The 20716-nt window shown below is 71.9% G+C and carries 22 protein-coding genes and 1 tRNA gene; 12 read left to right on the top strand and 11 right to left on the bottom strand.

What is annotated here, in order from left to right:
• The first annotated feature begins 362 nt into the window (after window positions 1–362).
• On the top strand, window positions 363–698 hold the full coding sequence (locus GVN67_RS21240) for a multidrug DMT transporter permease (protein ID WP_159999331.1): 336 nt from the start codon (window positions 363–365) through the stop codon (window positions 696–698).
• 20 nt (window positions 699–718) lie between these two features.
• A complete protein-coding gene (locus tag GVN67_RS21235; RefSeq protein ID WP_159999330.1) occupies window positions 719–1603 on the top strand; it encodes an alpha/beta fold hydrolase in 885 nt (294 codons plus the stop codon).
• Between the two features lie 48 nt (window positions 1604–1651).
• Here GVN67_RS21235 and GVN67_RS21230 read toward each other — a convergent pair whose 3' ends face one another.
• From GVN67_RS21230 to GVN67_RS21220, 3 genes are read right to left on the bottom strand one after another with little or no spacing between them, the layout of a single operon-like run.
• The gene (locus GVN67_RS21230) at window positions 1652–2152 is read right to left on the bottom strand and encodes a DinB family protein (protein ID WP_159999329.1); all 501 of its coding nucleotides are present in this window, start codon (window positions 2150–2152) and stop codon (window positions 1652–1654) included.
• Window positions 2149–3201: a GNAT family N-acetyltransferase gene (locus GVN67_RS21225; RefSeq protein WP_235035405.1), complete on the bottom strand. Its 1053-nt coding sequence runs from the start codon at window positions 3199–3201 to the stop codon at window positions 2149–2151. The genes GVN67_RS21230 and GVN67_RS21225 overlap by 4 nt, the downstream gene beginning before the upstream one ends.
• A complete protein-coding gene (locus GVN67_RS21220) occupies window positions 3183–4382 on the bottom strand; it encodes a pyridoxal phosphate-dependent aminotransferase (protein ID WP_159999328.1) in 1200 nt (399 codons plus the stop codon). Before GVN67_RS21220 ends, GVN67_RS21225 begins: the two co-directional genes overlap by 19 nt.
• A 164-nt stretch (window positions 4383–4546) precedes the next feature.
• On the opposite strand from GVN67_RS21220, the gene GVN67_RS21215 reads away from it, so the two are divergent.
• Window positions 4547–4927, top strand: coding sequence for a glyoxalase superfamily protein (locus GVN67_RS21215; protein WP_159999327.1), 381 nt, complete (start codon window positions 4547–4549; stop codon window positions 4925–4927).
• Between the two features lie 30 nt (window positions 4928–4957).
• On the top strand, window positions 4958–6085 hold the full coding sequence (locus GVN67_RS21210) for a hypothetical protein (protein WP_159999326.1): 1128 nt from the start codon (window positions 4958–4960) through the stop codon (window positions 6083–6085).
• Between the two features lie 10 nt (window positions 6086–6095).
• Here the strand turns inward: GVN67_RS21210 and GVN67_RS21205 are convergent, their stop codons facing one another.
• Both GVN67_RS21205 and GVN67_RS21200 read right to left on the bottom strand, forming a co-directional pair.
• On the bottom strand, window positions 6096–6560 hold the full coding sequence (locus GVN67_RS21205) for a GNAT family N-acetyltransferase (protein ID WP_159999325.1): 465 nt from the start codon (window positions 6558–6560) through the stop codon (window positions 6096–6098).
• Window positions 6557–7759 carry a pyridoxal phosphate-dependent aminotransferase gene (locus tag GVN67_RS21200; protein ID WP_159999324.1) on the bottom strand — a complete coding sequence of 401 codons (1203 nt, stop codon included), beginning with the start codon at window positions 7757–7759 and terminating at the stop codon, window positions 6557–6559. Before GVN67_RS21200 ends, GVN67_RS21205 begins: the two co-directional genes overlap by 4 nt.
• A 169-nt stretch (window positions 7760–7928) precedes the next feature.
• On the opposite strand from GVN67_RS21200, the gene GVN67_RS21195 reads away from it, so the two are divergent.
• Window positions 7929–9155, top strand: a complete 1227-nt coding sequence (locus GVN67_RS21195) for an MFS transporter (RefSeq protein ID WP_159999323.1) — start codon at window positions 7929–7931, stop codon at window positions 9153–9155.
• Here the strand turns inward: GVN67_RS21195 and GVN67_RS21190 are convergent.
• Genes GVN67_RS21190 through GVN67_RS21175 form a run of 4 tightly spaced genes read right to left on the bottom strand, consistent with a single transcriptional unit; the run spans window position 9152 to window position 12992 of the window.
• Window positions 9152–9961, bottom strand: coding sequence for an ABC transporter permease subunit (locus GVN67_RS21190; protein ID WP_159999322.1), 810 nt, complete (start codon window positions 9959–9961; stop codon window positions 9152–9154). The two genes, GVN67_RS21195 and GVN67_RS21190, sit on opposite strands and share 4 nt — an antisense overlap.
• Window positions 9958–10794: an ABC transporter permease gene (locus tag GVN67_RS21185; protein ID WP_159999321.1), complete on the bottom strand. Its 837-nt coding sequence runs from the start codon at window positions 10792–10794 to the stop codon at window positions 9958–9960. Before GVN67_RS21185 ends, GVN67_RS21190 begins: the two co-directional genes overlap by 4 nt.
• Window positions 10794–11840: an ABC transporter ATP-binding protein gene (locus GVN67_RS21180; RefSeq protein ID WP_159999320.1), complete on the bottom strand. Its 1047-nt coding sequence runs from the start codon at window positions 11838–11840 to the stop codon at window positions 10794–10796. The genes GVN67_RS21185 and GVN67_RS21180 overlap by 1 nt, the downstream gene beginning before the upstream one ends.
• 9 nt (window positions 11841–11849) lie before the next feature.
• The gene (locus GVN67_RS21175; RefSeq protein ID WP_159999319.1) at window positions 11850–12992 is read right to left on the bottom strand and encodes a polyamine ABC transporter substrate-binding protein; all 1143 of its coding nucleotides are present in this window, start codon (window positions 12990–12992) and stop codon (window positions 11850–11852) included.
• A 295-nt stretch (window positions 12993–13287) separates the two neighbouring features.
• On the opposite strand from GVN67_RS21175, the gene GVN67_RS21170 reads away from it, so the two are divergent.
• From GVN67_RS21170 to GVN67_RS21140, 7 genes are all read left to right on the top strand, one after another.
• Entirely contained in the window at window positions 13288–13941 is a 654-nt protein-coding gene (locus tag GVN67_RS21170) for a hypothetical protein (protein WP_159999318.1), read from the top strand.
• Between the two features lie 64 nt (window positions 13942–14005).
• Window positions 14006–16228: a glycosyl hydrolase family 28-related protein gene (locus GVN67_RS29775; protein WP_200845332.1), complete on the top strand. Its 2223-nt coding sequence runs from the start codon at window positions 14006–14008 to the stop codon at window positions 16226–16228.
• Window positions 16228–17481, top strand: coding sequence for a hypothetical protein (locus tag GVN67_RS21160; RefSeq protein ID WP_159999317.1), 1254 nt, complete (start codon window positions 16228–16230; stop codon window positions 17479–17481). The genes GVN67_RS29775 and GVN67_RS21160 overlap by 1 nt, the downstream gene beginning before the upstream one ends.
• A gap of 38 nt (window positions 17482–17519) precedes the next feature.
• Window positions 17520–17891 (top strand): hypothetical protein, encoded by a 372-nt coding sequence (locus tag GVN67_RS21155; RefSeq protein WP_159999316.1) that lies wholly within the window; start codon window positions 17520–17522, stop codon window positions 17889–17891.
• A 13-nt stretch (window positions 17892–17904) separates the two neighbouring features.
• A complete protein-coding gene (locus GVN67_RS21150; RefSeq protein ID WP_159999315.1) occupies window positions 17905–18096 on the top strand; it encodes a hypothetical protein in 192 nt (63 codons plus the stop codon).
• Window positions 18097–18194: 98 nt separating this feature from the next.
• Window positions 18195–18392 carry a hypothetical protein gene (locus GVN67_RS21145; protein ID WP_159999314.1) on the top strand — a complete coding sequence of 66 codons (198 nt, stop codon included), beginning with the start codon at window positions 18195–18197 and terminating at the stop codon, window positions 18390–18392.
• Window positions 18393–18493: 101 nt separating this feature from the next.
• Window positions 18494–18568: transfer RNA gene (locus GVN67_RS21140), tRNA-Thr, on the top strand.
• Window positions 18569–18678: 110 nt separating this feature from the next.
• On the opposite strand, the gene GVN67_RS21135 is transcribed toward GVN67_RS21140, so the two are convergent.
• Together GVN67_RS21135 and GVN67_RS21130 are read right to left on the bottom strand one after the other, a co-directional pair.
• Window positions 18679–20094, bottom strand: coding sequence for a PepSY domain-containing protein (locus tag GVN67_RS21135; RefSeq protein ID WP_159999313.1), 1416 nt, complete (start codon window positions 20092–20094; stop codon window positions 18679–18681).
• Window positions 20095–20160: 66 nt separating this feature from the next.
• Complete coding sequence (locus tag GVN67_RS21130; RefSeq protein WP_159999312.1) at window positions 20161–20553, bottom strand: DUF2946 family protein; 393 nt, start codon at window positions 20551–20553, stop codon at window positions 20161–20163.
• Window positions 20554–20716 lie beyond the last annotated feature (163 nt).

Here is a 20716-nt window from a genome sequence, read left to right as displayed (position 1 = left end):
TCTTTTTTCTTTCAAGCAGAAGACGGCATACGAGATAGGAGTTCGACTCGTGGGCTCGGAGTTTTGTATAAGAGACAGGGTCGTGGTCGAGGCCACCCACCTGCCCGATGGCAGCGCCAATCCGCTGCACGACCCGATGCACACTCTCGACGGCCCCGCCGGCCCGCAGCGCTGGCGCAAGACCTGCTGCCTGCTCTACCGCCTGCCCGACCGCCAGGAATGCCCCTATTGCCCGCTGCTGCTGCGCGGCGGCCGCTGCGCCGGCCCCACCGAGCCCTGCTGCACCGACAACTAGGCCGCGCCAGCCAGAACGTTGCGTTTTCGGTCTTGGCAATCCCGCGGCCGCGGGCTACCGCCGAGCCATGGACACCTTCCTTCCCGCTCTGATGCTGCTGTCGGGGGGCGCCTTCATCAACACGCGCGCCAATGTCCCCGAGCTGCGCCCCGCCTCCGACGCGGCCGACCTCGCCTGGCGGCTGCTGTCCCGGCTCGCCTTCTACCTGTGGATCGGCCTGCTGCTCTGGGGCGCCTATCAGCGGCCGCTGCTGACCGTGGCCTTCGGCTTCGGCCTGTCGCTCGCCTTCAACGTGCTGCTCGCCGCCCGCGGGCCCAAGGCCGTCTGGCCCGGCCTGTCGATGCTGTTGTCGCTGCTCGGCATCCTGCTCGGCGTCTGGACCGTTCTCGGCCTGGAATTCTGACGCAGACCAAGGAGGCGGCCATGTTCTTCCCTGACTTCACCCTCGAGGAACGGCAGGTGGAGGGCGAGACGGTCCGTCTCCGCCGCGGCGGCGCCGGCCCGCCGCTGCTGCTGCTGCACGGCAATCCGCAGACCCATGCCATGTGGCACAAGGTGGCGCCGGTCCTGGCGCAGCGCTTCACCGTCATCTGCCCCGATATCCGCGGCTATGGCCTGACCCAGAGCCCGCCGCCCTCGGCCGACCACGCCGCGCATTCGAAACGGGCGATGGCGCGCCAGCTTCTCGGGCTGATGCAGGGCCTCGGGCATGAGCGTTTCCAGGTGCTCGCGCATGACCGCGGCGCCCGCGTCGCCCACCGCCTGGCCCTCGACGCGCCCCAGGCGGTGCAGCGCCTGGCCCTGCTCGACATCGTGCCCACGCTCGAGCATTTCGAGCGCACCGACATGGCCTTCGCCCTCGGCTACTACCACTGGTTCTGGCTGGCCCAGCCGCATGACCTGCCCGAGCGCATGATCCTGCGCGACGTCGAGGACTGGTTCGACCTGCACACCGGGCGCGAGCCCAAGGACCGCAGCTTCTTCCATCCCGTAGCCCGCGCCGACTACCTGGCGGCGCTGCGCAGCCCCGGCACCGTCGCCAGCATCTGCGAGGACTACCGGGCGGCCACCTCCATCGACCTGGAGCACGACCGCGCCAGCCGGCAGGACGGCCAGAAGATCGCCTGCCCGCTGCTGGTCCTCTGGGGCGCCAAGGGCAAGATCGGGCAATGGTACCAGCCGGTCGAGCTGTGGCGCCAATACGCCTCCGACAGCGTCGACGGGCATGCCGTGGCGTCGGGGCACTATCTGGCGGAGGAAGCGCCTGACGAAGTTCTTCGGGCGGCGGGAGAATTCTTCACAAGTTAAAAGGCCAGGGGAAGGAATTCCCCTGGACCCCTTCTTTTTTCTGTCTGTTTAAACAAAAATGGCGGGGAGGTCGGTGTCGCCTGTGGCGGCGCCGAAGCTGGTCAGCAACGCATGCGCCTGGCCTCGGTGATGCGTCTGGTGGTTGAACAGATGCACCGCCAGCAAAGCCATCGGACGCCGCACCTCGCGGCCCATCGCGCCGCTGTAGTAAGCCAGCTCGCCATCCAGCACAGCGGCGCTGACCGAGCCGGCCCAGGCCTCGATCACCCCGTCCATCCGCGCCCGCTCCGCCCGCAACGCGGCGAAATCCTCGATCATGCTGGCGCTGCGATCGATCGAGACCGGCGGCGGCGGACTGCCGGTGAAACGGTGCAGCCAGATCGTGTCGGCCCACAGCACATGGCATAGCGTGCCCTGCAGCGACCCGAAGAAGGCGCCACGATCCTCGCGCCGCTGCGCCTCGGTCAGCCCGGCCGCGGCGGCATAGAAGCGCCGGTTCATCTCGCTGTTATAGGTCGCCATCATCCGGCAGAAGGCCGGCGTGGTCATAGCGACCGATAGAAGAACAGCTGGTCGCCGAAGGTGCCGTCGGCATTGCGGGCGAAGGCGGGGATGCGCCCGGCCTCGACCCAGCCCTGGCTGCGATACAGCCGCTCGGCCGCGTCGCCGGCCCGGGTGTCCAGCGTCAGCAGCGACCGGCCGATGCCGCGCGCCGCCTGCTCCGCCCGCCGCATCAGCGCCCGGCCGACGCCGCGCCGGCGGAATTCCGGATGCACCAGCAGCATCTCCACCACCGCGCGATGCGGCTGGTTCTCGGCCATGGCCAAATGCAGCTGCGCCGTCCCCGCCATCCGCCCGTCCAGCCACGCCACCAGCAGCAGCCGGTTGCCCATGGCCACATCGCCCGAGATCTTGCGCCAGAAGCCGCGCGCCGTCTCTGGCGACAGCGGCGCCTGGTAGGCCACGCTGGCGCCGTCGGCCACGCAGGCCGCCAGGATATCGGCCAGGTTGCGCTCGGCGCTGGCGGCGGCGGCGGCGTCCAGCGCCTCGATCACCAGCCCGTGCGCCGGCTTGGCGTAGCGGAATTCCAGCGAATGCGAGATGTCGTCCAGGATGCGGATCGACCCGGCCCGCACATAGCCGCGCTTCTCGTAGAAGCGATGCGCCGCGTCGAAGCGCGTGTCGGTCCACAGCACGATGCGCTGCGCGCCCTGCTGCTGCGCATAGATCTCGGCGCCGCCCAGCAGGACATGCGCCAGGCCGCTGCCCCGCTCCGCCTGCTCGACATACATCTTGCAGATTTCCCAGGCATTGTCGGAGCCGAGCGGCCGCGTCGCCACCATCCCCGTCACCCGCCCGCCGCGCTCGGCGACCCAGACCGCGCCGCCGGCGGCGCCGAAATGGCTGGCCAGCGCGCGCAGCTCCGGCACCTCGCCGTCGACGTCCAGGATGCAGTTGGGATACTCGCCCCAGGCATCGCCGATCAGCCGGATATAGTCAGCCGCATCCTCGTCCCGGCCGGGGCGGATCCGTGCCGCCGGCCGTGACGAGGGGGGTGCCATGATGGTGACGCCGTCGTTCACGAAAGCGCCCGGCAAAACTCCTGGATCCGCGTGCAGGCCTCGCGCAGGCTCTCGGTGTCCGTCGCGTAGGAGATGCGGATATAGGGGCTCATGCCATAGGCCGTGCCCTGCACGGTGGCGACCAGCTTCTCCTCCAGCAGGGCGAGCGCGAAGTCGGTGTCGGTCTCGATCTTGCGGCCGCCCGGGCTGGTCTTGCCGATGCAGCCGGCGATGTTCGGATAGACGTAGAAGGCGCCCTCCGGCTTGTGGCAGGACAGGCCCGGCGCCTCGGCCAGCATGTCGACCACCAGGTCGCGCCGCTCGCGATAGATGCCGGCGCGCTCGGCCAGCAGGTCCTGCGGGCCTTCCAGCGCCGCGACCGTCGCCGCCTGGCTGATCGTGCTGATGCCGCTGGTCAGCTGGCCCTGCATATTGGCCATCGCCTTGATCAGCGGCTTCGGCCCGCCGGCGAAGCCGACGCGCCAGCCGGTCATGGCATAGGACTTCGACGCGCCGTTGACGGTCAGCACCCGGTCCTTCAGCGCCGGCTCGATCTCGGCGATGGTGCAGAAGCCGCCGTCATAGACGAGGTGCTCATACATGTCGTCGGTCAGGATCCAGACGTCGGGATGCTTCAGCATGACGTCGGCGATGGCCCGCATCTCGGCGCGCGAGCAGGTGGCGCCGGTCGGGTTGGACGGGAAGTTCAGCAGCAGCCACTTGGTCTTCGGCGTGATCGCCGCTTCCAGGTCCTCAGGCCGCAGCTTGAAGCCGTTGTTCTGCGGGCAGTTGACGAAGGTCGGCGTCGCCGTCGCCAGCTTGGCCATGTCGGCATAGCTGACCCAGTAGGGGGCGGGGATCAGCACCTCGTCGCCGGCGTCGCAGGTGGCCAGCAGCGCGTCCATGATGATCTGCTTGCCGCCATTGGCGACCAGGATCTCGTCCAGCGCGTAGTCCAGGTTGTTGTCGCGCTTGAACTTCTTCTGGATGGCCTGCTTCAGGGCGCGGGTGCCGTCGGTCGGCGGGTACTTGGTGTCGCCGGCCAGCGCCGCCTTGTGCGCCGCCTCGATGGCATGGGCGGGGGTCGCGAAATCCGGCTCGCCAGCGGCGAGGCTGATGACCTTCTTGCCCTCGGCCGCCAGCTCACGGGCACGGGTGCCCATGACGACGGAAGCGGAAACGGCGATATCCTTCAGGCGACCAGCAAGGGCAGGCATGGCTCAGACATTCTCCGGAAACTTCGGCGGTGGCGCAGCCTAGAGAGGCTTGCCCGCCGCGCCAAGGCCATGCGGGACCGCCAAAGCGCAGAACCGCCCTGCTTTCGCCGCCCGCCACGGCAGAAAGCCCTTTTCCTCGGCGCTGGCCTGGCGAGAATGCGGGCATGACCACCGATCCCGCCTTCCTCGCCACCATCCCGGTCCTGCGCAGCTTCGACGAAGCCAAGGCGCGGGAATTCTACCTGGACTTCCTCGGCTTCACCCTGGACTGGGAGCATCGCTTCGCCCCGGACCTGCCGCTCTATGTGCAGATCAGCCGCGGCGCCCTGCTGCTGCACCTGACCGAGCATCATGGCGATGCCTGCCCCGGCGCCACCGTCTTCATCCGCATGGCCGGCATCGACGCCTTCCATGCCGAGCTGACGGCGAAGCAGTACCGCAACGCCCGGCCAGGGCTGGAAAGCCTGCCCTGGGGCCGCATGGTCACGGTCGGCGACCCCTTCGGCAACTCTTTGCGATTTTGCGAGCCGCCGCCCGGGGGCTAAGCCCCGGGCGGATCAACCGGGACGGGCGACGTGAAAGAGATCTGGCGCGGGTTGCGGCGGCCGCTGGTGGCGATCGCGCTGGGGCTGGTCCCCTTCTGGCTGTTCCTCGGCTTCAGCAACGAGGTCCGGGTCAATGGCGCCCTGGTCGGCGACAGCCGCTTCAACCTGGGCGGGCTGGCCATGGCGCTGATCGGCATCGGCCTGGCCATCGGCACCCTGCGGGAGCGGCCGCGCCGGCTGCCCCCCCTGGTCCTGGCCGCCCTCGCCTTGCCGATCTGCCTGCTGCAGGCCGCCGTCTCGGCCGAGTTCCTCTCGGTCGAGCGGCTGCGCGCCGTGGTCATGGGCCCGCCCTCGCCCGACCCCGGCGCCGGCCTGGCCGAGGCCGAGCGCGCCCGCCTGGCCGCCAGCGCCCGCCGCCCGATCCTCGACGAGGTCGCCCTGCGCGACGAATTTTTGTCCGTCGCCAAGCGGCTGGAGGCGCGGGCGGCGGAACACGCCGCCTATGCCGGGCAATGCCATGGCGGCGCCCGCTTCGCCGCCCCCGCCTTGCCCGCCTGGCTCTCCGACACCGAGCGGGCCGAGGTCGCCGCCGCCGGCCAGGGCCCGCGCAGCGCGACGCCGCCCGCCTGCAGCACGGCGCAGTCGGGCGTGCTGATGAAGGATCTGGTCGAGCAGGCGCTGCGTGACCGCGACCTGGCCGGCATCATCCAGGCGGCGCGGGAGGAGCGCTTCGGCACCGCGCCCGCCGCCGCCGGCCCGGCCCCCGGCCAGCTGGAGGGCGCGCCGCTGGCCCTCGGCGAGCCAGGCGACGCGCTGCGCGCCCGGCTCGGCCTGGCGGCGCTGCCGGAGCCGCTGCCCGGCGCGCCGGAGGCCTCGTCGATGCAGGCGCGGCTGCCCGTCGCCCCCGGCGTCACCGCCTATCTGGACCGCGCCGGGACGGTCCGCGCCCTGCTGCTGGAAGAAGGCTTCGCCGGCACGCTGGGCGGGGTGCGGCCGAGCCAGACCGCCAGCAGCGTGCTGCGCCGGCATGGCCCGCCGGCGCGCGAGGTCGCCCTGCAGGGCGGCGTGCGCGGCCTGCTCTATGCCCAGGAGGACGGCACCGTGACCCGCTTCGACATGCGCGGCGGCGCCGTGGTGGGAATGCTGCTGCTGCGCTGAGCCGCGGGCCTCAGAGGCGGGGGGCCAGCTCCATCGCCCAGTCCACGTCCTGCTCGGCGGTGACCACGAAGCCCAGCCGCTCATAGAAGGCCTTCGCCCGGCTGCCCTTCAGCACCTCGATGCGCAGCGGCAGGTCGGGGCGCTCGTCCATGATCGCCAGCATCACCGCGCGGCCGAGGCCGGAGCCCTGGGCCGCGGGCTCCAGATAGAGCTGGCAGACCTCGCCATGGTCCTCGTGGTCGTGCACCGAGACGCAGCCCAGCAGCGTGCCGTCGGGGGCCTCGATCAACCGGCTGGCCATGGGCGAGAAGCTGGCGCGCATCCGGGTGCGGCGCCGCACCGGGTCCCAGCGGCCGAGCGCCTCCAGCTGCGGCCGCATGGTGCGGACCGAGAGGTCGAGCAGCCGCTCGAAATCCGCCTCCGCCGCCGGCTGGAAGCGGAAGGGCGGGAGGTCCCGCCCCTCCGCGCCGCTCACTTCAGGCCCGCGCAGAACCGCTGGATGCGGCTGCAGGCTTCCACCAGCGAGGCGTCGTCGGTGGCGTAGCTGATGCGGAAATGGCCGGGGAACATGAAGGCCGAGCCATGCACGGCGGCCACGCCCTCGTCTTCCAGCAGCAGGGTGACGAAATCCTCGTCGGACTCGATCGTCTTGCCCGAGGCGGTGGTCTTGCCCAGGCAGCCATGGATCGAGGGGAAGACGTAGAAGGCGCCCTCCGGCGTCAGGCAATGGATGCCCGGCGCCTGGTTCAGCAGGCCGACCACCAGGTCGCGGCGGCGCTCATAGGCGACGCGCATCGCCTCCACCGAGTCCTGCGGGCCGTTCAGCGCCTCGACGGCGGCCGCCTGGCTGATCGAGGAGGTGGCCGAGGTCGACTGGCTCTGCAGCTTGTCCATCGCCTTGGCCAGCTTCAGCGGCGCGCCGGCGAAGCCGATGCGCCAGCCGGTCATCGCCCAGGCCTTGGAGCAGCCATTCATGGTGATGGTCCGCTCCTTCAGGCGCGGCTCCACCTCGACGATGGTGCTGCACTTGAAGCCGCCATAGACCAGCTTCTCGTAGATGTCGTCGGTGAAGACCCAGACCTGCGGGTGGCGCAGCAGCACCTCGGCCAGGCCCTTCAGCTCGGCGGCCGTGTAGGCGGCGCCGGTCGGGTTGGACGGGTTGTTCAGGATCAGCCACTTGGTCTTCGGCGTGATCGCGGCCTCGAGCTGCTCGGGCGTGATCTTGAAGCCCTGGTTCTGCCCGGCCGGCACGATCACCGGCTTGCCGTCGGCCAGCGCCACGATGTCGGGGTAGGAGACCCAGCAGGGGGCGGGGATGATCGCCTCGTCGCCGGCGTTCAGCGTCGCCAGCATGGCGTTGAAGATCACCTGCTTGCCGCCGGTGGAGACGACGATCTCCTCCGCCGTGTAGTCAAGCCCGTGCTCGCGCTTGAAATAGGCGGCGGCCGCCTCGCGCAGCGCCTTGGTGCCGGAGACGTCGGTGTAGCGCGTCTCGCCCCGCTCCATGGCCGCGATCGCCGCGTCCTTGATGTTGCGCGGCGTGTCGAAATCCGGCTCGCCGGCCGAGAGGCTGATGATGTTGCGCCCCTCCGCCTTCAGCGCGCGCGCCTTGGCCGAGATGGCGATGGTCTGGGAGGGCGAGATGCGGTCGAGCCGCTCGGCGGTCAAGGACATGGCGATGGCGATCCGGACAAAAAACGCTGGGCACCCTAGGCCCCTGCGCCGGCCGCGACAACTCGCCACGGGCGGATTTGACCCGCCATCGCGCGGGGTTTGCACCGCAGCATGCCCATGCTAGCCCTCGGCGCCGAGGGAGCGTCCTTTCCTGCCGAAAGGAACGCCCATGGCCAAGACATCCCCCGATACCGCGCTGCCTTATGGCCTGGCCGCCGCCGAGCTCGCGCTCTGCCTGGGCGCCCTGGCGCTCGGCGTCAGCGAATTCGCCGCCATGGGGCTGCTGCCGCAGATCGCCGGCGACAGCGGGGTCGCGGTGCCCGAGGCCGGGCTGACCATCAGCGCCTATGCCATCGGCGTCGTCGTCGGCGCGCCGGTCTTCGCGCTGCTGCTGGCCCGCGCGCCGCGGCGCGGGCTGCTGGTGGGCCTGGCCCTGCTGATCGGCCTCGGGAATCTCGCCAGCGCGCTGGGCAGCGGCTTGTGGGGCATCTCGGCGGCGCGGCTGCTGGCCGGCCTGCCGCATGGCGCCTATCTGGGGACGGCGGCGATGGTGGTGGCCTCCCTCGCCCCGCCCGAGCGGCGCGCCAGCGCGGTGGCCCGCGTGCTGCTCGGCCTCAGCCTGGCGAATGTGCTGGGCGTGCCGCTGGCCACCTGGATCGGCCAGGCGGCCAGCTGGCGGCTGGCCTTCGGCATCGTCGCCGTCATCGCCCTGGCTTGCGCGGTGCTGGTGCGGGTCTGCCTGCCGGTGATCGGCCCCGGCCCGGCGATCGGCGCCGGGCGCGAGGTGCGCGCCATGCTGCGGCCGCAGGTGCTGCTGGCGCTGGCGACGGCGGCCATCGGCTTCGGCGGCATGTTCTCGATCTACACCTACCTGGCGCCGACGCTCACCGAGGTCACCGGCCTGGCCGCGGCGCAGGTGCCGCTGATGCTGGCCGTCTTCGGCTGCGGCATGATCTTTGGTAATTTGCTGGGCGGCTGGCTGGCCGACCGGGGCGTCATGCGGGCGATCGGGATCGCCTTGATCACTGGCGCGGTGGCGCAGTTCTGCTTCCTGTTCACCCCGGTCAGCCTGGTCGGCGTGACGCTGAACATCTTCCTGATCGGCGCCACCAGCATGGGGCTGACGCCGGCGCTGCAGACCCGGCTGCTGGACGTGGCGCCGGATGCGCAGATGCTGGCCTCCTCGCTGAACCACTCGGCCTTCAACATCGCCAATGCGCTGGGCGCCTGGCTGGGCGGGGTGGTGGTCGCGGCCTTCGGCTGGACCGCGACGGGCGGCATCGGCGCGGCGCTGACGCTGGGGGGCCTGGCCGTCTTCGGCGTCGCCGCCCTGCTGCAGCGGGCCGAGGCCGGCCGCCCCGTCGAGGCCCGCGTGGAGGCCCGCGTCGAAGCCTAGTCCTGGCTGGTGCGGCGGCGGAGGCCTGCCTGCAGCAGCAGCGCCGCCGCCAGGGCGACACCGCCCAGCACCAGGATGACGCAGGCCAGGGCGTTGATCTCGGGGGTGAGGCCGAGGCGCAACATGGAGAAAACCTGCATCGGCAGGGTGGTGCCGGCGGGGCCGGAGACGAAGCTGGCCACCACCACATCGTCCAGCGACAGGGTGAAGGCCAGCAGCCAGCCCGCCGCCAGCGACGGCGCCATCAGCGGCAGGGTGACGGTGCGGAAGGCGGTGGCGGGGGTGGCGCCCAGGTCGCGGGCGGCCTCCTCCAGCTCCGGCGCCAGTTCCGCCAATCGGGCCTGGACCAGGACGGCGGCATAGGCGCTACCGATCGTCGCATGGGCCAGCAGGATGGTGGTGGCGCCGCGCTCGGCCGGCCAGCCCAGGCCGGATTGCAGCAGCACGAAGAACAGCAGCAGCGCCAGGCCGATGACGACATCGGGCAGCACCAGCGGCGCGCCGGCCAGCGCGCCGAAGATCGCCCGTCCGCGGAACGGCCCGCGCCGCGCCAGCACCCAGCCGAAGGTGCCGCCCAGCAGGACCGCCAGCGTCGCCGCCCCGATGGCGACCCGCAGAGACAGCAGCGCCGCCTCGACCAGCCGGTCATTGGCGGCCAGCGCGGCGAACCAGCGCAGCGAGAACCCGCCCCATTGGAAGGGAATCCGGTCGGCGCTGAAGGCATAGCCCGCCAGCAGCAGCACCGGCGCCCAGAGAAAGCCGAGGCCCAGCGCCAGCAGCAGGGCGGTCAGCCGGCCGCGGCTCATCGGCTGGTGCCGAGGCGCTGGAACAGGCGGATCGGCGCCAGGAGGAGCGCCAGCAGCAGCACCGCCAGCGCCGCCGCCGTCGGCCAGTCGCGGTTCTGGAAGAATTCCTGCCACAACACCCGGCCGACCATGGGCGTGCCGGGGGGGCCGAGCAGCTCGGGGATGACATATTCCCCGGCCGCCGGGATGAAGACGAGCAGAAAGGCCGCGGCCGCGCCGGGGATGGCCAGCGGCAGGGTCACGCTGCGGAACACCGTCCAGGGGGTGGCGCCGAGATCGGCCGCGGCCTCCTCCAGCGCCGGGTCGCGCCGCGACAGCGAGGCATAGAGCGGCAGCACGGCAAAGGGCAGGTAGGCATGCAGCATGCCGAGGAACAGCGCCGGCCAGGAATAGAGCAGCGGCAGCGGCGCGCTGATCAGGCCGAGGTTTTCCAGCACGGTGTTGACCCAGCCCTCGTCGCGCAGCAGCCCGATCCAGGCGCCGATGCGCGGCAGGAAGCCGGTCCAGAAGGGCAGCAGCAGCGCGAAGAGCAGCGGCCCGCGCCAGGAGGGCCGCGCCCGGGTCAGCCCCAGCGCCATCGGAAAGGCCAGCAGCAGGCACAGCGTCGCGGCACCCCCGGCCACCAGCAGCGCGCCGCCGAGGGACTCGACATAAAACGGATCCGTCAGGACGAGGGCGAAGGCTTCCAGGTTGACGCCCTCGACCCAGGGCAGGGCGAAGGGCGGCACGCCCTCGGCGGCGGTGGACAGGGCGAGGACCAGCACCACCAGCAGCGGGGCGGCGACGAAGGCGGCCAGCCAGGCGCCGCCCGCCAGCGGCAGCAGCCGCCGCATCAGCCGGCCAGCGGCACCAGCGCCGCCGCCTCCCAGCCCAGCGCGATGCGGCTGCCGCGCGCGGGGGGCGGGCCGTCCTCCTCGGCATGGCCGACGCGCAGCAGGGCGCCGCCGGCGGCGCGCACCAGCAGCAGGCTGTCGTCGCCGCGGAAGGCGACTTCCTCGACGATGCCGTCGAAGCTGTTGGGGCGGTCGGCCAAGGCCAGATGGGCGATGCGCTCGGGGCGCAGCGCGCAGGCGCGGCAGTCGTCGGGGATGGCGGCGGCGGGATGCAGCGTCACGCCAAGGCCGGGGCAGTCGAAGCCGCCCTGCCCGTCCGGCACCCCCTCCAGCACATTGGCACCCCCCAGAAAACCGGCGACGAAGCGGGTGGCGGGCTGGTCATAGACGGCGCGCGGCGGGCCGAGCTGCACCAGCCGCCCGCCCTCCAGCACGGCGACGCGGTCGGCCAGCGCCAGCGCCTCCTGCTGGTCATGGGTGACCATGATGAAGGCGGCCCCGGTCTCGCGCTGCAGGGCGCGCAGCTCGAAGCCGGTGCGCTCGCGCAAGTTGGCGTCCAGCGCGCCCAGCGGCTCGTCCAGCAGCAGCAGCCGCGGGCGCTTCACCAGGGCCCGCGCCAGGGCGACGCGCTGCTTCTGGCCGCCCGACAGTTTTTGCGGGGATCTCCCGCCGAAGCCTTCGAGGCCCACCATGGCCAGCGCCTGCTCGACGCGGCGGGCGCGCTCCGGCTTGGCGACGCCGTCCCGCTTCAAGCCGTAAGCAACATTGTCGGCGACGGAGAGATGCGGGAACAGCGCATAGGACTGGAACATCATGTTCAGCGGCCGCGCATGCGGCGGCAGCGGCGCCAGGTCGCGGCCTTCCAGCAGGATCTTTCCGGAATCGGCCGCCTCGAAGCCGGCGATGACGCGCAGCAGCGTCGACTTCCCCGATCCCGAGCCGCCCAGGAGAGTCAAGAATTCGCCGCCGGCGACGGCGAGGTCGAGATCATCCAGCGCCAGCGTCGCGCCGAAGCGCTTCGTCAGCCCGTGCAACGCCAGCAGCATCCGCCTGGCTTACCGGCCGGCCTTGAAGCGGCCCCAGCTGCGGCTGCGCGCCCGCTCGGCCGCCGGCGCCAGGGCATTGACGGTGAAGGTGCGGGTCAGCGCCTCGGCCGTCGGATAGACATTGGGGTCGTCGCGCACCGCGGCCTCGACCAGCGGGCGGGAGGCCGGGACGGCGTTCGGGTAGCGCACCTGGTTGGTGATGCCGGCCATCACGTCGGGCTGCAGCAGGAAGTCGATGAAGCGCTGCGCCGCCTCGGGGTTCGGCGCATCGGCCGGGATGGCCAGCATGTCGAACCACAGCTGCGCGCCTTCCTTCGGCGCCACATAGCCGATCTGCACGCCGCGGCCGGCCTCGCGCGCCCGGGCCTGGGCCTGGATGACGTCGCCGCTATAGGTCAGCACGACGCAGTATTCGCCATTGGCCAGCGCATCCATCAGGTTGCCGCTGGCAGTGATGGCGCGGATCTGCGGGCGGACGGCCAGCAGCGCATCCTCGGCGGCGCGCAGGTCGCGCGGCTCGGTGGTGTTGGGGTCGCGGCCGAGCCAGCGCAGCACGCTGGGCAGCACGTCGATCGCCGAATCCATCACCGCGATGCCGCAGCGCGCGAGGCGCCGGGCATTCTCCGGCTTCAGCAGCAGGTCCAGGCTGTCGAGCGGCGCGTCCGGCGCCAGCTCCCGCACCTTGTCCGGCCGGATGCCCAGGCCGATGGTCCCGTAGAGATAGATGGCGCCATGCCGGTTGCCGGGGTCGGAGCTTTCCACCTGGCGCAGCAGCGCGGGGTCCTGGTTGCCCCAGTTGCGGATCGCGCTGCGGTCCAGCGGCCGCAGCGCGCCGGCGCGGACCAGCCGGGAAAAGCTGGGCTCGCTGGTCGGCACCACCACGTCATAGCCGGAGCGCCCAGCGGAGAGCTTGCCCTCCAGCGTCTCCAGGCTGTCGAAGACGTCGTAGCGCACGCGGATGCCGGTCTCGCGCTGGAAGCGGGCGATGGCATAGGGGTCGATGTAATCCGACCAGTTGTAGACGTTCAGCACCGTCTGCGCCTGCGGGGATGTCGCCTGCGGGGGCGTCGCCTGCTGGGCGCTGGCGGCACCGGGCTGCAGGGCGACGAAAGGGGCCGTCAGAAGAACGGCGGCGAGCAGGCGGCGAAGCATGCGGTCATTCCTGCGGGCTGGAAGGGGGCCGGAGCCGGCAAGGCTAGGCGCTGCGCCGCCGCCGGTCCACGCCCCTGCGCGGCTGGTCAGCGGGATCGTCGCTATAATAGGATTTTTTTCTTGACTTCGCCCGACAACGTATTTAATTCCTAGCCCTGTCAGCGGGCGAGCTGCGCCTGCCGCCGCTCACCCGATCCTCCCGACCCTCCCCTCCCGCATTGGCCCGGCCCTGCCCCCGCAGGCGCCGGGCTTTTTCGTATGGGGTCCCCCTCCGCCGATCCAGCAGGAGACGCGCATGCCCTTCGACGCCCGCGGCCTGACCGCGCTCGCCAATACCGACAGCTTCACCCTGTGGCTCTACATCACCACCGACACCCGGGCCGCCGTGCTGGCGCCGGGCTATTTCACCGCGGCGATCAGCCGGCTGAAGCCCGGCCACGTCATCCTGCTGGAGGCCGCCGACGCCATCGTGCTGATGCCGGTGCTGGCCAATGGCAGCGTCGGCAACGGCCTGGTGCTGAGCGCCACCGCCGCCCCGCTGCGGATCAACGCCGAGGCGGCGCTGCTGTTCGAGATGACCATGGCCGCAGTCAGCGCGCAGACCCGCAGCGTGGCGCTCGATCCGCTGCCGACCGGCCTCTATGTCGGCCGCGTCTTCACCGTCGCCGCCCGCGTCAGCGGCCCGGTCACCTCGGTGATCTTCAGCATGCTGAATTCGGCCGGCGCGGTGATCGCGGGGCCGACGACGGTCAGCGTCTCGGCCGGCAGCGCGTCCACCGACTTCACCGCCCCCTCCCCCGGCAGCGGCTACCGCATCCGCGTGACCGACGCGGCCGAGCCGCTGGCGACGCAGACCTCGGCCTCCTTCGTGGTCACCGAGCCCTATGCGCTGCTGACCGAATCCGGAATGAGCCTGACCGGCATCGAGGGCGGCGAGCTGCTGCTCTGAGCGTCCTGGCCCTCCCCCTTCCATCGCCGCCTTCCCCGCGCTTGCGCCAAGGATCCCCCCGACGATGCCCGACAAGAAGATCACCGAGCTGCCCGTGGTCAGTGCCGTCAGCGACCAGGACATCGCCCCCGTGGTGCAGGGCGGCCTGATCTCGGGCGAGACCCGCCGCACCACCGTCGCCCAGCTGCGCGCCGGCATCCTGGCCGAGCGGCCGCTGCATGTGCGCGAGTTCGGCGCCGTCGGCGACGGCACCACCGACGACACGGCCGCGATCAACGCGGCGATCAGCGCCGCCTTCGCGCTCGGCGGCGGCACGGTGATGCTGGGTCCGCGCCGCTACCTGGTGAACAGCGCCGAGCTGCTGGTGCGCGAGAACGTCATCCTGATGGGCCAGCCGCACCAGGGCGGCTTCCGCATGAACAGCGACTACGCCACGCTGCGCTACGCCCTGTTGCTGAACCCCAGCTACACCATCCGCGTCCAGCGCAATGGCGGCATCCATGGCGTCGCCATCCTGCGCGCGGGCATGACGCGCGCCACCACCCTGCGCCAGGGGCTGGACGAGGCCGCCGCCTTCGCCGGCACCGCCATCACGGTGGGCAATGGCGCCGCCGGCGGCAGCGCGGGCAATGGCGCCGACAGCTCGCTGACCCGGCTGCTGATCCTCGGCTTCAACTGGGGCATCTACAGCGACGGCAATGCCCGGGTGCGCGTCAACGACATCCTGGGCGACTGCACCAATGGCCTGTATCTCGGCCGCTCCTTCGACGTGTCGCGCATCAGCGAGGTCAACTGGCACCCGCTGCTGACCACGGCGCGCAGCTGGTCGAACACGCGGCTGCCGATCGCGGCGGTGGAGAACAACGGCGCCGGGCTGTTCCGCCTGACCACCGCCAGCGCGCATGGGCTGTCGACCGGCGACATGGTCAATATCGCCGAGGTGCGCACCAGCGGCGCGCCTGCCTGCTACGGCCGTTGGATCGTCACCGTCGTCGACAGCACCCGGCTCGACCTGCAGGGCAGCGCCTTCGCCGGCAGCTGGGGCTCCGGCGGCGCGGTCTATATCAACCCGAACCGGCGGCTCGGCATCGCCTTCGTGGTCAATGACTCCGACATGGCCAGCTTCGAGAACTGCTTCGAATACGGCCATGAGATCGGCTTCGACATCCGCAACGCCGTGCATGCCGGGCATTTCAACAATATCGGCACCGACGGCTGGAACGACATGGCGGACCCGACCACCATCGGCATCCGCATCGCCGGCACCTCGCTGCGCAACAAGGTCGTCGGCGGCTTCATCTCGTCGAAGGGCTGCTCGGTCCAGGTCAGCACCACCGGCACCGAGCAGCACGAGATCATCGGGGTCGATGTCACCGGCGGCGCGCGGCGCATCGCCGAGGTGCTCAGCGGCCAGCTCTCCTTCCTCGGCTGCGACTTCACCGGCGCGCCGGGCACCAGCAATGTCGCGGTCAGCACCATCCATCTCGGCGCCAGCGCCGGCAGCGTCATCGTCAATGGCTGCGACACCAGCGCCGTCACCTTCACCGCCGACACCGCGGCGGCGATGCAGCGGCTGCAGCTGCTGGGCAACCGCCAGGCGCCGGGCACCGCCACCACCCAGCGCATCGCCGCCGGCCGGGTCGAGCTCGCCTCGGTCTCCGCCTCCGCCGCCATCGAGACGCGGCTGTCAGCGGATACCGACGGCGCGGTGAACATCCATCGCCGCAGCGCTAGCGACGGCGCGCAGATCACCCTGGCCAACAGCGCCAATGCCGCCATCGCCCAGCTGACCGTCGCCGGCAACGACCTGGTGCTGGAGACCCGCAGCGGCTCGACGCCGACCGAGCGGCTGCGCCTGGCCAGCAACGGCACGCTGACGGTGGCCACCGGCCCGCTGGTGCTGGCCGCCGACCCGACCGCCGCGCTGCATGCGGCGACCCGCCAATATGTCGATGCGCAGTTCACCGACCGGCGGATGACCACCGTGCTGCTGTCGGGTGCCACCGCGCTCGCCCAGGCCAGCCACAATGCGCGGATGCTGATCGCCAATCCGGGCACCACGCTGTCGATCAACTGGGCCAGCACCGGCGACGGGTTTTCCTGCAGCGTGGTGAACCGCACCGGCGCCGACCTGGCCTTCACCCTGTCGGGCTTCACCGGCAGCACCCCCAGCAACAGCGACGGCTTCACCAAGATCCGCTCGGGCGGTGTCGCGACCCTGCTGGTCTATTCGCCCGACGGCGGCACCACGCGGATCTGCCACCTGACCGGCGCGGGGGCCCCCTGATGTTCCAGCACGCCCCGATGGCGGGCGCGGTGACGCCGGAAACCGCGCTGCGCCTGCTCGGCCCCGATTTCAACGAGCGGCTGGCGGTGACGCGGGCCGGCGCCGCCCTGGCCCAGGACGTCGCCGGCATCTGGCAGCCGGCCGCGGCCAACACGCCGCGCTTCCACGGCCCGGCCCGCCGGCTGCTGGTGGAGGAGGCGCGCAGCAATGCCTTGCGCAACCCGCGCGCCGAGGGGGCCGTCACCGGCACCCCCGGCACGCTGCCCACCAGCTGGGCCACCTTCAACAGTTCCGGCCTGACGCTGGCGATCGTCGGCACCGGCGTCGAGGACAACATCCCCTATGTCGACTGGCGCCTGTCGGGCACGGCGACGGCGGCCGGCCAGGTGCAGGTGAAGTTCGAGGCGGCGACCCAGGTGGTGGCCGCCCAAAGCGAGACCTGGACCGGCAGCTTCTTCGCGAAGATCGCGGCGGGGGCGCTGCCGGCCGGCGTCGTCCAGGCGCTGCTGATCGAATACACGGCCGCCGCCGGCTACCTCTCCGAAGGCGGCGCCGATATCCGCGCCGTCACCACCGCAGCGCTGCGTGGCCAACGCTGGTCGCACACCCGGACGCTGGCCAGCGCGACGACGGGGCGGCTGCTGCTGCTGTTCCGCACCAACATCGCCAATGCCGAGGTGGTGGACCTGACCCTCCGCCTCGGCCTGCCGCAGCTGGAGAAGGCGTCCTCGGCCTCCTCGCCAATCCTGCCGGTGGCAGGAACGCCCGCCGTTTCCAGCCGCGCGGCCGACGCGCTGACCTGGTCGCCCGCGGGCGGCTTCGGCGCCGAGGGCACGCTGGTGGTGCAGGCGCTGCTGCCCGCCGCCGCCGGCGCGACGCCGGCCGGGCTGCTGCAGCTCGACGCCGGCAGCGACGCCAACCGGCTGGTGCTGCGCAACGCGGCCGGCGGCAGCGCCATCCAGGCGCTGGCCATCGGCGCCGGCGCCACGCTGGCGACGCTGGCCGGGGGCTCGATGATCGCCGGCACCGCCTTCCGCGCGGCGCTGGCCTGGTCGGGGGGCGAGCTCGCCCTCTGCCTCAATGGCGGCACGGTGCAGGCCGCCGCCATCACCCTGCCCGGCGGCCTGGTCCAGCTGCTGGCCGGCCATGCCAACGCGGCGCTGACCCAGGCCGCCAACGGCCAGCTGGCGCTGCTCGACTACCGCCCGGCGCGCCTGCCCAACGCCATGCTGCAGGCGCTGTCGGCGCCCTGAAGCCCGTTTTTTCCCGTGTCAGACAAGGACAAGCCCGCATGCCCATCCTGACCGACTATTCGAAGAACATCCTGGCCCGCGCGCTGTGCGGCCGGTCGCCGGCGCTGCCCGCCACCATCTTCCTGGCGCTGGGCTCCGGCGGCGGCACCGCCGGCCTGACCGGCGAGCCGGTGGGCAATGGCTATGCCCGCCAGCGGGTGACCTTCACCGGCACCGGCCAGCAGCGCAATGTCGAGACGGTGCGCTTCGTCTTCAGCGCCGCCGCCGGCAACCTGACCCATGTCGGGCTGTATGACGCGGCGACCGGCGGCAACGGCCTGGCCTATGGGCTGCTGGCGGCGACCGCCGCGGTCTCCGGCCCCGGCACCGTCACCGTGCCGGCCGAGGCCGTCACCATCACCGGCAGCTGAGGGGCGCCCGGCGATGGACAGCTGGCTGCGCACCCAGATCACCCAGCCCAGCACCTGGCGCGGCATCTTCCTGATGCTCAGCGCCGGCCTCGGGGTCAGCGTCTCGGCCGAGCTGCAGGCGGCGCTGCCCAACCTGGCGATCGCGGCGCTCGGGCTGTGGGAGGCGATCCGCAAGGGCGGCCGCTTCGGCGACCCCGGGGCGTAAGCGCCTGCTCAGGCTCGCGTCCCTGAGCGGCGGCTCGGGCTCGCGTCGATGTGCGTCCCGGCCGGCCAACATTCCGGCCGGGCGCGCGTTGCCCCCACATGACCCAGACCAACCCTTCCCGCAGCCTGGGCGCCCGGATCCGCCGCGGCGCGCTTCGGTTGCAGCTCCTGGTGCTGCTGCTGGTCTCCGCCGCCTCCGGCCTGCTGGCGCAGCAGCTCGCCCCGCATGCCGACCGCCTGGCCGACCGCTACCTGGCCATCGGCGAGGCCCCCGAGGACACCCGCGGCGATCTTTGAGCGGCGTGGTCTTTTCCCCCTCCGCATCGCCTTCCTGCAAAAAGGGGGTTGCGCCGGCGCCGCCGCCCCCTTAGAGAGCGCCTCGCTTCCACCGGCGGCACGCTGCTGTAGCTCAGCGGTAGAGCACTCCCTTGGTAAGGGAGAGGTCCAGGGTTCGATTCCCTGTAGCAGCACCACCCGCCTTTGGTGGGCGACGCAAAAAACCCGCGCTTCGGCGCGGGTTTTTTTGTGCCCTGCTGGCGCCGCTACCGGGCGCGCCAGGAAGCGCGCCCGATCCCGAAAAAAACTATTCGGCGGCGACCAGCGGCGAGCGCCGCCGCGCCAGCGCCCAGCGCCCCGCATCCACCGCCCAAAACAGCAGAAAGCTGAAGCCGGCCATAGGCAGGGTCCAGCCGATGGCCAGCGCCAGCAGCACGACGCCGCCCCGCGCCGTCCAGCCCAGCCGCAGCCAGGCCAGGGTCAGGCTGCGCGGCACCGCCCCCGGCGCCGGGCGGCTCTGCCACCAGATGCGGTAGCCATAGACGGTCGCCACCATCAGCCCGATGCCGAGGGCCGCCATCAGCAGCTGGTTCGGCAGGCCGAACAGCACCCCCATATGCGCGTCGATCCCCCAGCGGATCAGCTTCGCCACGATCGGGAAGGTGGCGAAGTCGGCGCGGCTGGTGACGGACAGGTCGCGCGGGTCGAGGGTGACGGTGTCGACCTGGGTCGGCCAGGAGCGGTCATATTCCCGCACCAGCCAGGCCCGCCCCGGCCGCGGCAGGCGGATCTCGACGAAGCTGGAATCGATCCCCGCCGCCCGCGCCGCCGCCAGCGCCGCGTCGAGCTGCCCCACCGCATCGTGCGCCACCGGCGCCGCCGGCATGGCGCCGCCGCCATGGTGATGCGCATGCGGGTCGGGGGCAGCGGCGCTGGCTTCCCTGGGCGCCTCGGCCAGCGCCACGGTCACCCCGGGCGTCACCCAGCCCAGCGCGCCGCGCAGCGCGTCGATCCGGGCGCCGGCCAGCTGCGACCAGGTCAGGCCGGTGGCCGAGAGGAACAGCAGCCCCAGCGCCACCACCAGCCCGGTGACGCCATGCCGGTTGCGCGTCCGCAGCCGGACATTCTTCGGCGCCTGCCGGGCCAGCCGCCCGGTGCGCCGCCAGGTCCACATCAGCACGCCCCCCAGCGCCAGCAGCCACAGCCAGGAGGCGGCGAGCTCGCTGTAGAGCCGCCCGGCATCGCCCAGCATCAGGTTGCGGTGCAGGTAGTCGATGGTGGTGCGCAGCGGCAGCACGCCGCTGGTGCCATAGGCGATCATGTCGCCGCGCACCGCCAGGCTGGCGGGGTCGAGGAAGATCGCCCGGCTTTCGGACTCGCCCAGGCCCGGGGTGATGAACATCACCCGCGTGGTCAGCCCGGGGGCGGTCGCCGGGCGCAGGGCGAAGAGCCGCGCCGCGGGCCCGGCCACGGCCTGGGCGGCGGCGGCCTGCTCGGCCAGCGGGCGGGGCGGCCCTTCGGCGGTCGCCGTCAGCGCGTCCTTGTAGAGAAAATCCTCGAGCTGCGGCGTGAGAACGTAGAGGACACCGGTCAGCGCGGCGACCAGCAGGAAGGGGCCGGTGAGCAGGCCGACATAGAAATGCAGCCGGGACACGAAGGCCTTGAGCTCGGCGGCCTGGCTGGCGCGCGCGGCCCCGGCCCCCGGCGATGGGTTGGCAGGCATGATGCAGCTGATCCTGAAGAGGACGACGGATCGGCGCCGGTCAGGCGCCGGGCGGGTCGGCGGTCTTCAGGCCTGGGGTGGCGCCCGCGAATGGCGGATGGCGGGCGGCGGGCGGAAGCTCAGCGCCTGAACCTGCGCCACCATGGCGATGGCCGGGCCCGCGACGAGCCGCGGCGCCGGCAGCACCGGCCCCGGCACCAGGTCGGCCCCGGTCAGCGGCGCCTGGCACAGCTGGCAGCAGCCGGCGGCCTTGGGCAGGGACGGCCCGTCTTCCTCCAGCGGCTGGCCGTCGGGGCCGATGCGCAGGCTGTGGAAGCCGTCGGGCGTGCAGATGATGACCATCTCGCCAGCCTGGGCGGTGCCGGCCATCCCACCAAGATGTGGCCACAGCCCGGCCCCCCACTGCAGCAACAGCAGCAGGGCCAGCAAGCGCAGCAGCGGGCGGGCTGAACGCGACATCCCTGGCTGAGTAGCAAGCGGCGGCGGCGCTGTCATCCGCCATGGTGGCGCGGTTTCGCGGAAAGCACCGCGCTCGCTGGTGCTTTGCCGCCGGTCGCGGCCCCGCTATCCTGCTGCCCGATGTCCGACGAGCCGCCCGCCCCCCTGTCTCTTATACACAACT

The organism is Roseomonas sp. 18066 (genome assembly GCF_902706185.1).
Classification (GTDB): domain Bacteria; phylum Pseudomonadota; class Alphaproteobacteria; order Acetobacterales; family Acetobacteraceae; genus Pseudoroseomonas.
This window is presented reverse-complemented; position numbering and strand designations above follow the sequence as displayed.

What these genes read in the sequence shown, in the direction of transcription:
- GVN67_RS21240 (WP_159999331.1), top strand. Translation starts at nt 363, where the DNA reads ATGGACACCTTCCTTCCCGCTCTGATGCTGCTGTCGGGGGGCGCCTTC.
- GVN67_RS21235 (WP_159999330.1), top strand. Translation starts at nt 719, where the DNA reads ATGTTCTTCCCTGACTTCACCCTCGAGGAACGGCAGGTGGAGGGCGAG.
- GVN67_RS21230 (WP_159999329.1), bottom strand. Translation starts at nt 2,152, where the DNA reads ATGACCACGCCGGCCTTCTGCCGGATGATGGCGACCTATAACAGCGAG.
- GVN67_RS21220 (WP_159999328.1), bottom strand. Translation starts at nt 4,382, where the DNA reads ATGCCTGCCCTTGCTGGTCGCCTGAAGGATATCGCCGTTTCCGCTTCC.
- GVN67_RS21215 (WP_159999327.1), top strand. Translation starts at nt 4,547, where the DNA reads ATGACCACCGATCCCGCCTTCCTCGCCACCATCCCGGTCCTGCGCAGC.
- GVN67_RS21200 (WP_159999324.1), bottom strand. Translation starts at nt 7,759, where the DNA reads ATGTCCTTGACCGCCGAGCGGCTCGACCGCATCTCGCCCTCCCAGACC.
- GVN67_RS21195 (WP_159999323.1), top strand. Translation starts at nt 7,929, where the DNA reads ATGGCCAAGACATCCCCCGATACCGCGCTGCCTTATGGCCTGGCCGCC.
- GVN67_RS21190 (WP_159999322.1), bottom strand. Translation starts at nt 9,961, where the DNA reads ATGAGCCGCGGCCGGCTGACCGCCCTGCTGCTGGCGCTGGGCCTCGGC.
- GVN67_RS21185 (WP_159999321.1), bottom strand. Translation starts at nt 10,794, where the DNA reads ATGCGGCGGCTGCTGCCGCTGGCGGGCGGCGCCTGGCTGGCCGCCTTC.
- GVN67_RS21180 (WP_159999320.1), bottom strand. Translation starts at nt 11,840, where the DNA reads ATGCTGCTGGCGTTGCACGGGCTGACGAAGCGCTTCGGCGCGACGCTG.
- GVN67_RS21175 (WP_159999319.1), bottom strand. Translation starts at nt 12,992, where the DNA reads ATGCTTCGCCGCCTGCTCGCCGCCGTTCTTCTGACGGCCCCTTTCGTC.
- GVN67_RS21170 (WP_159999318.1), top strand. Translation starts at nt 13,288, where the DNA reads ATGCCCTTCGACGCCCGCGGCCTGACCGCGCTCGCCAATACCGACAGC.
- GVN67_RS29775 (WP_200845332.1), top strand. Translation starts at nt 14,006, where the DNA reads ATGCCCGACAAGAAGATCACCGAGCTGCCCGTGGTCAGTGCCGTCAGC.
- GVN67_RS21160 (WP_159999317.1), top strand. Translation starts at nt 16,228, where the DNA reads ATGTTCCAGCACGCCCCGATGGCGGGCGCGGTGACGCCGGAAACCGCG.
- GVN67_RS21155 (WP_159999316.1), top strand. Translation starts at nt 17,520, where the DNA reads ATGCCCATCCTGACCGACTATTCGAAGAACATCCTGGCCCGCGCGCTG.
- GVN67_RS21150 (WP_159999315.1), top strand. Translation starts at nt 17,905, where the DNA reads ATGGACAGCTGGCTGCGCACCCAGATCACCCAGCCCAGCACCTGGCGC.
- GVN67_RS21145 (WP_159999314.1), top strand. Translation starts at nt 18,195, where the DNA reads ATGACCCAGACCAACCCTTCCCGCAGCCTGGGCGCCCGGATCCGCCGC.
- GVN67_RS21135 (WP_159999313.1), bottom strand. Translation starts at nt 20,094, where the DNA reads ATGCCTGCCAACCCATCGCCGGGGGCCGGGGCCGCGCGCGCCAGCCAG.
- GVN67_RS21130 (WP_159999312.1), bottom strand. Translation starts at nt 20,553, where the DNA reads ATGTCGCGTTCAGCCCGCCCGCTGCTGCGCTTGCTGGCCCTGCTGCTG.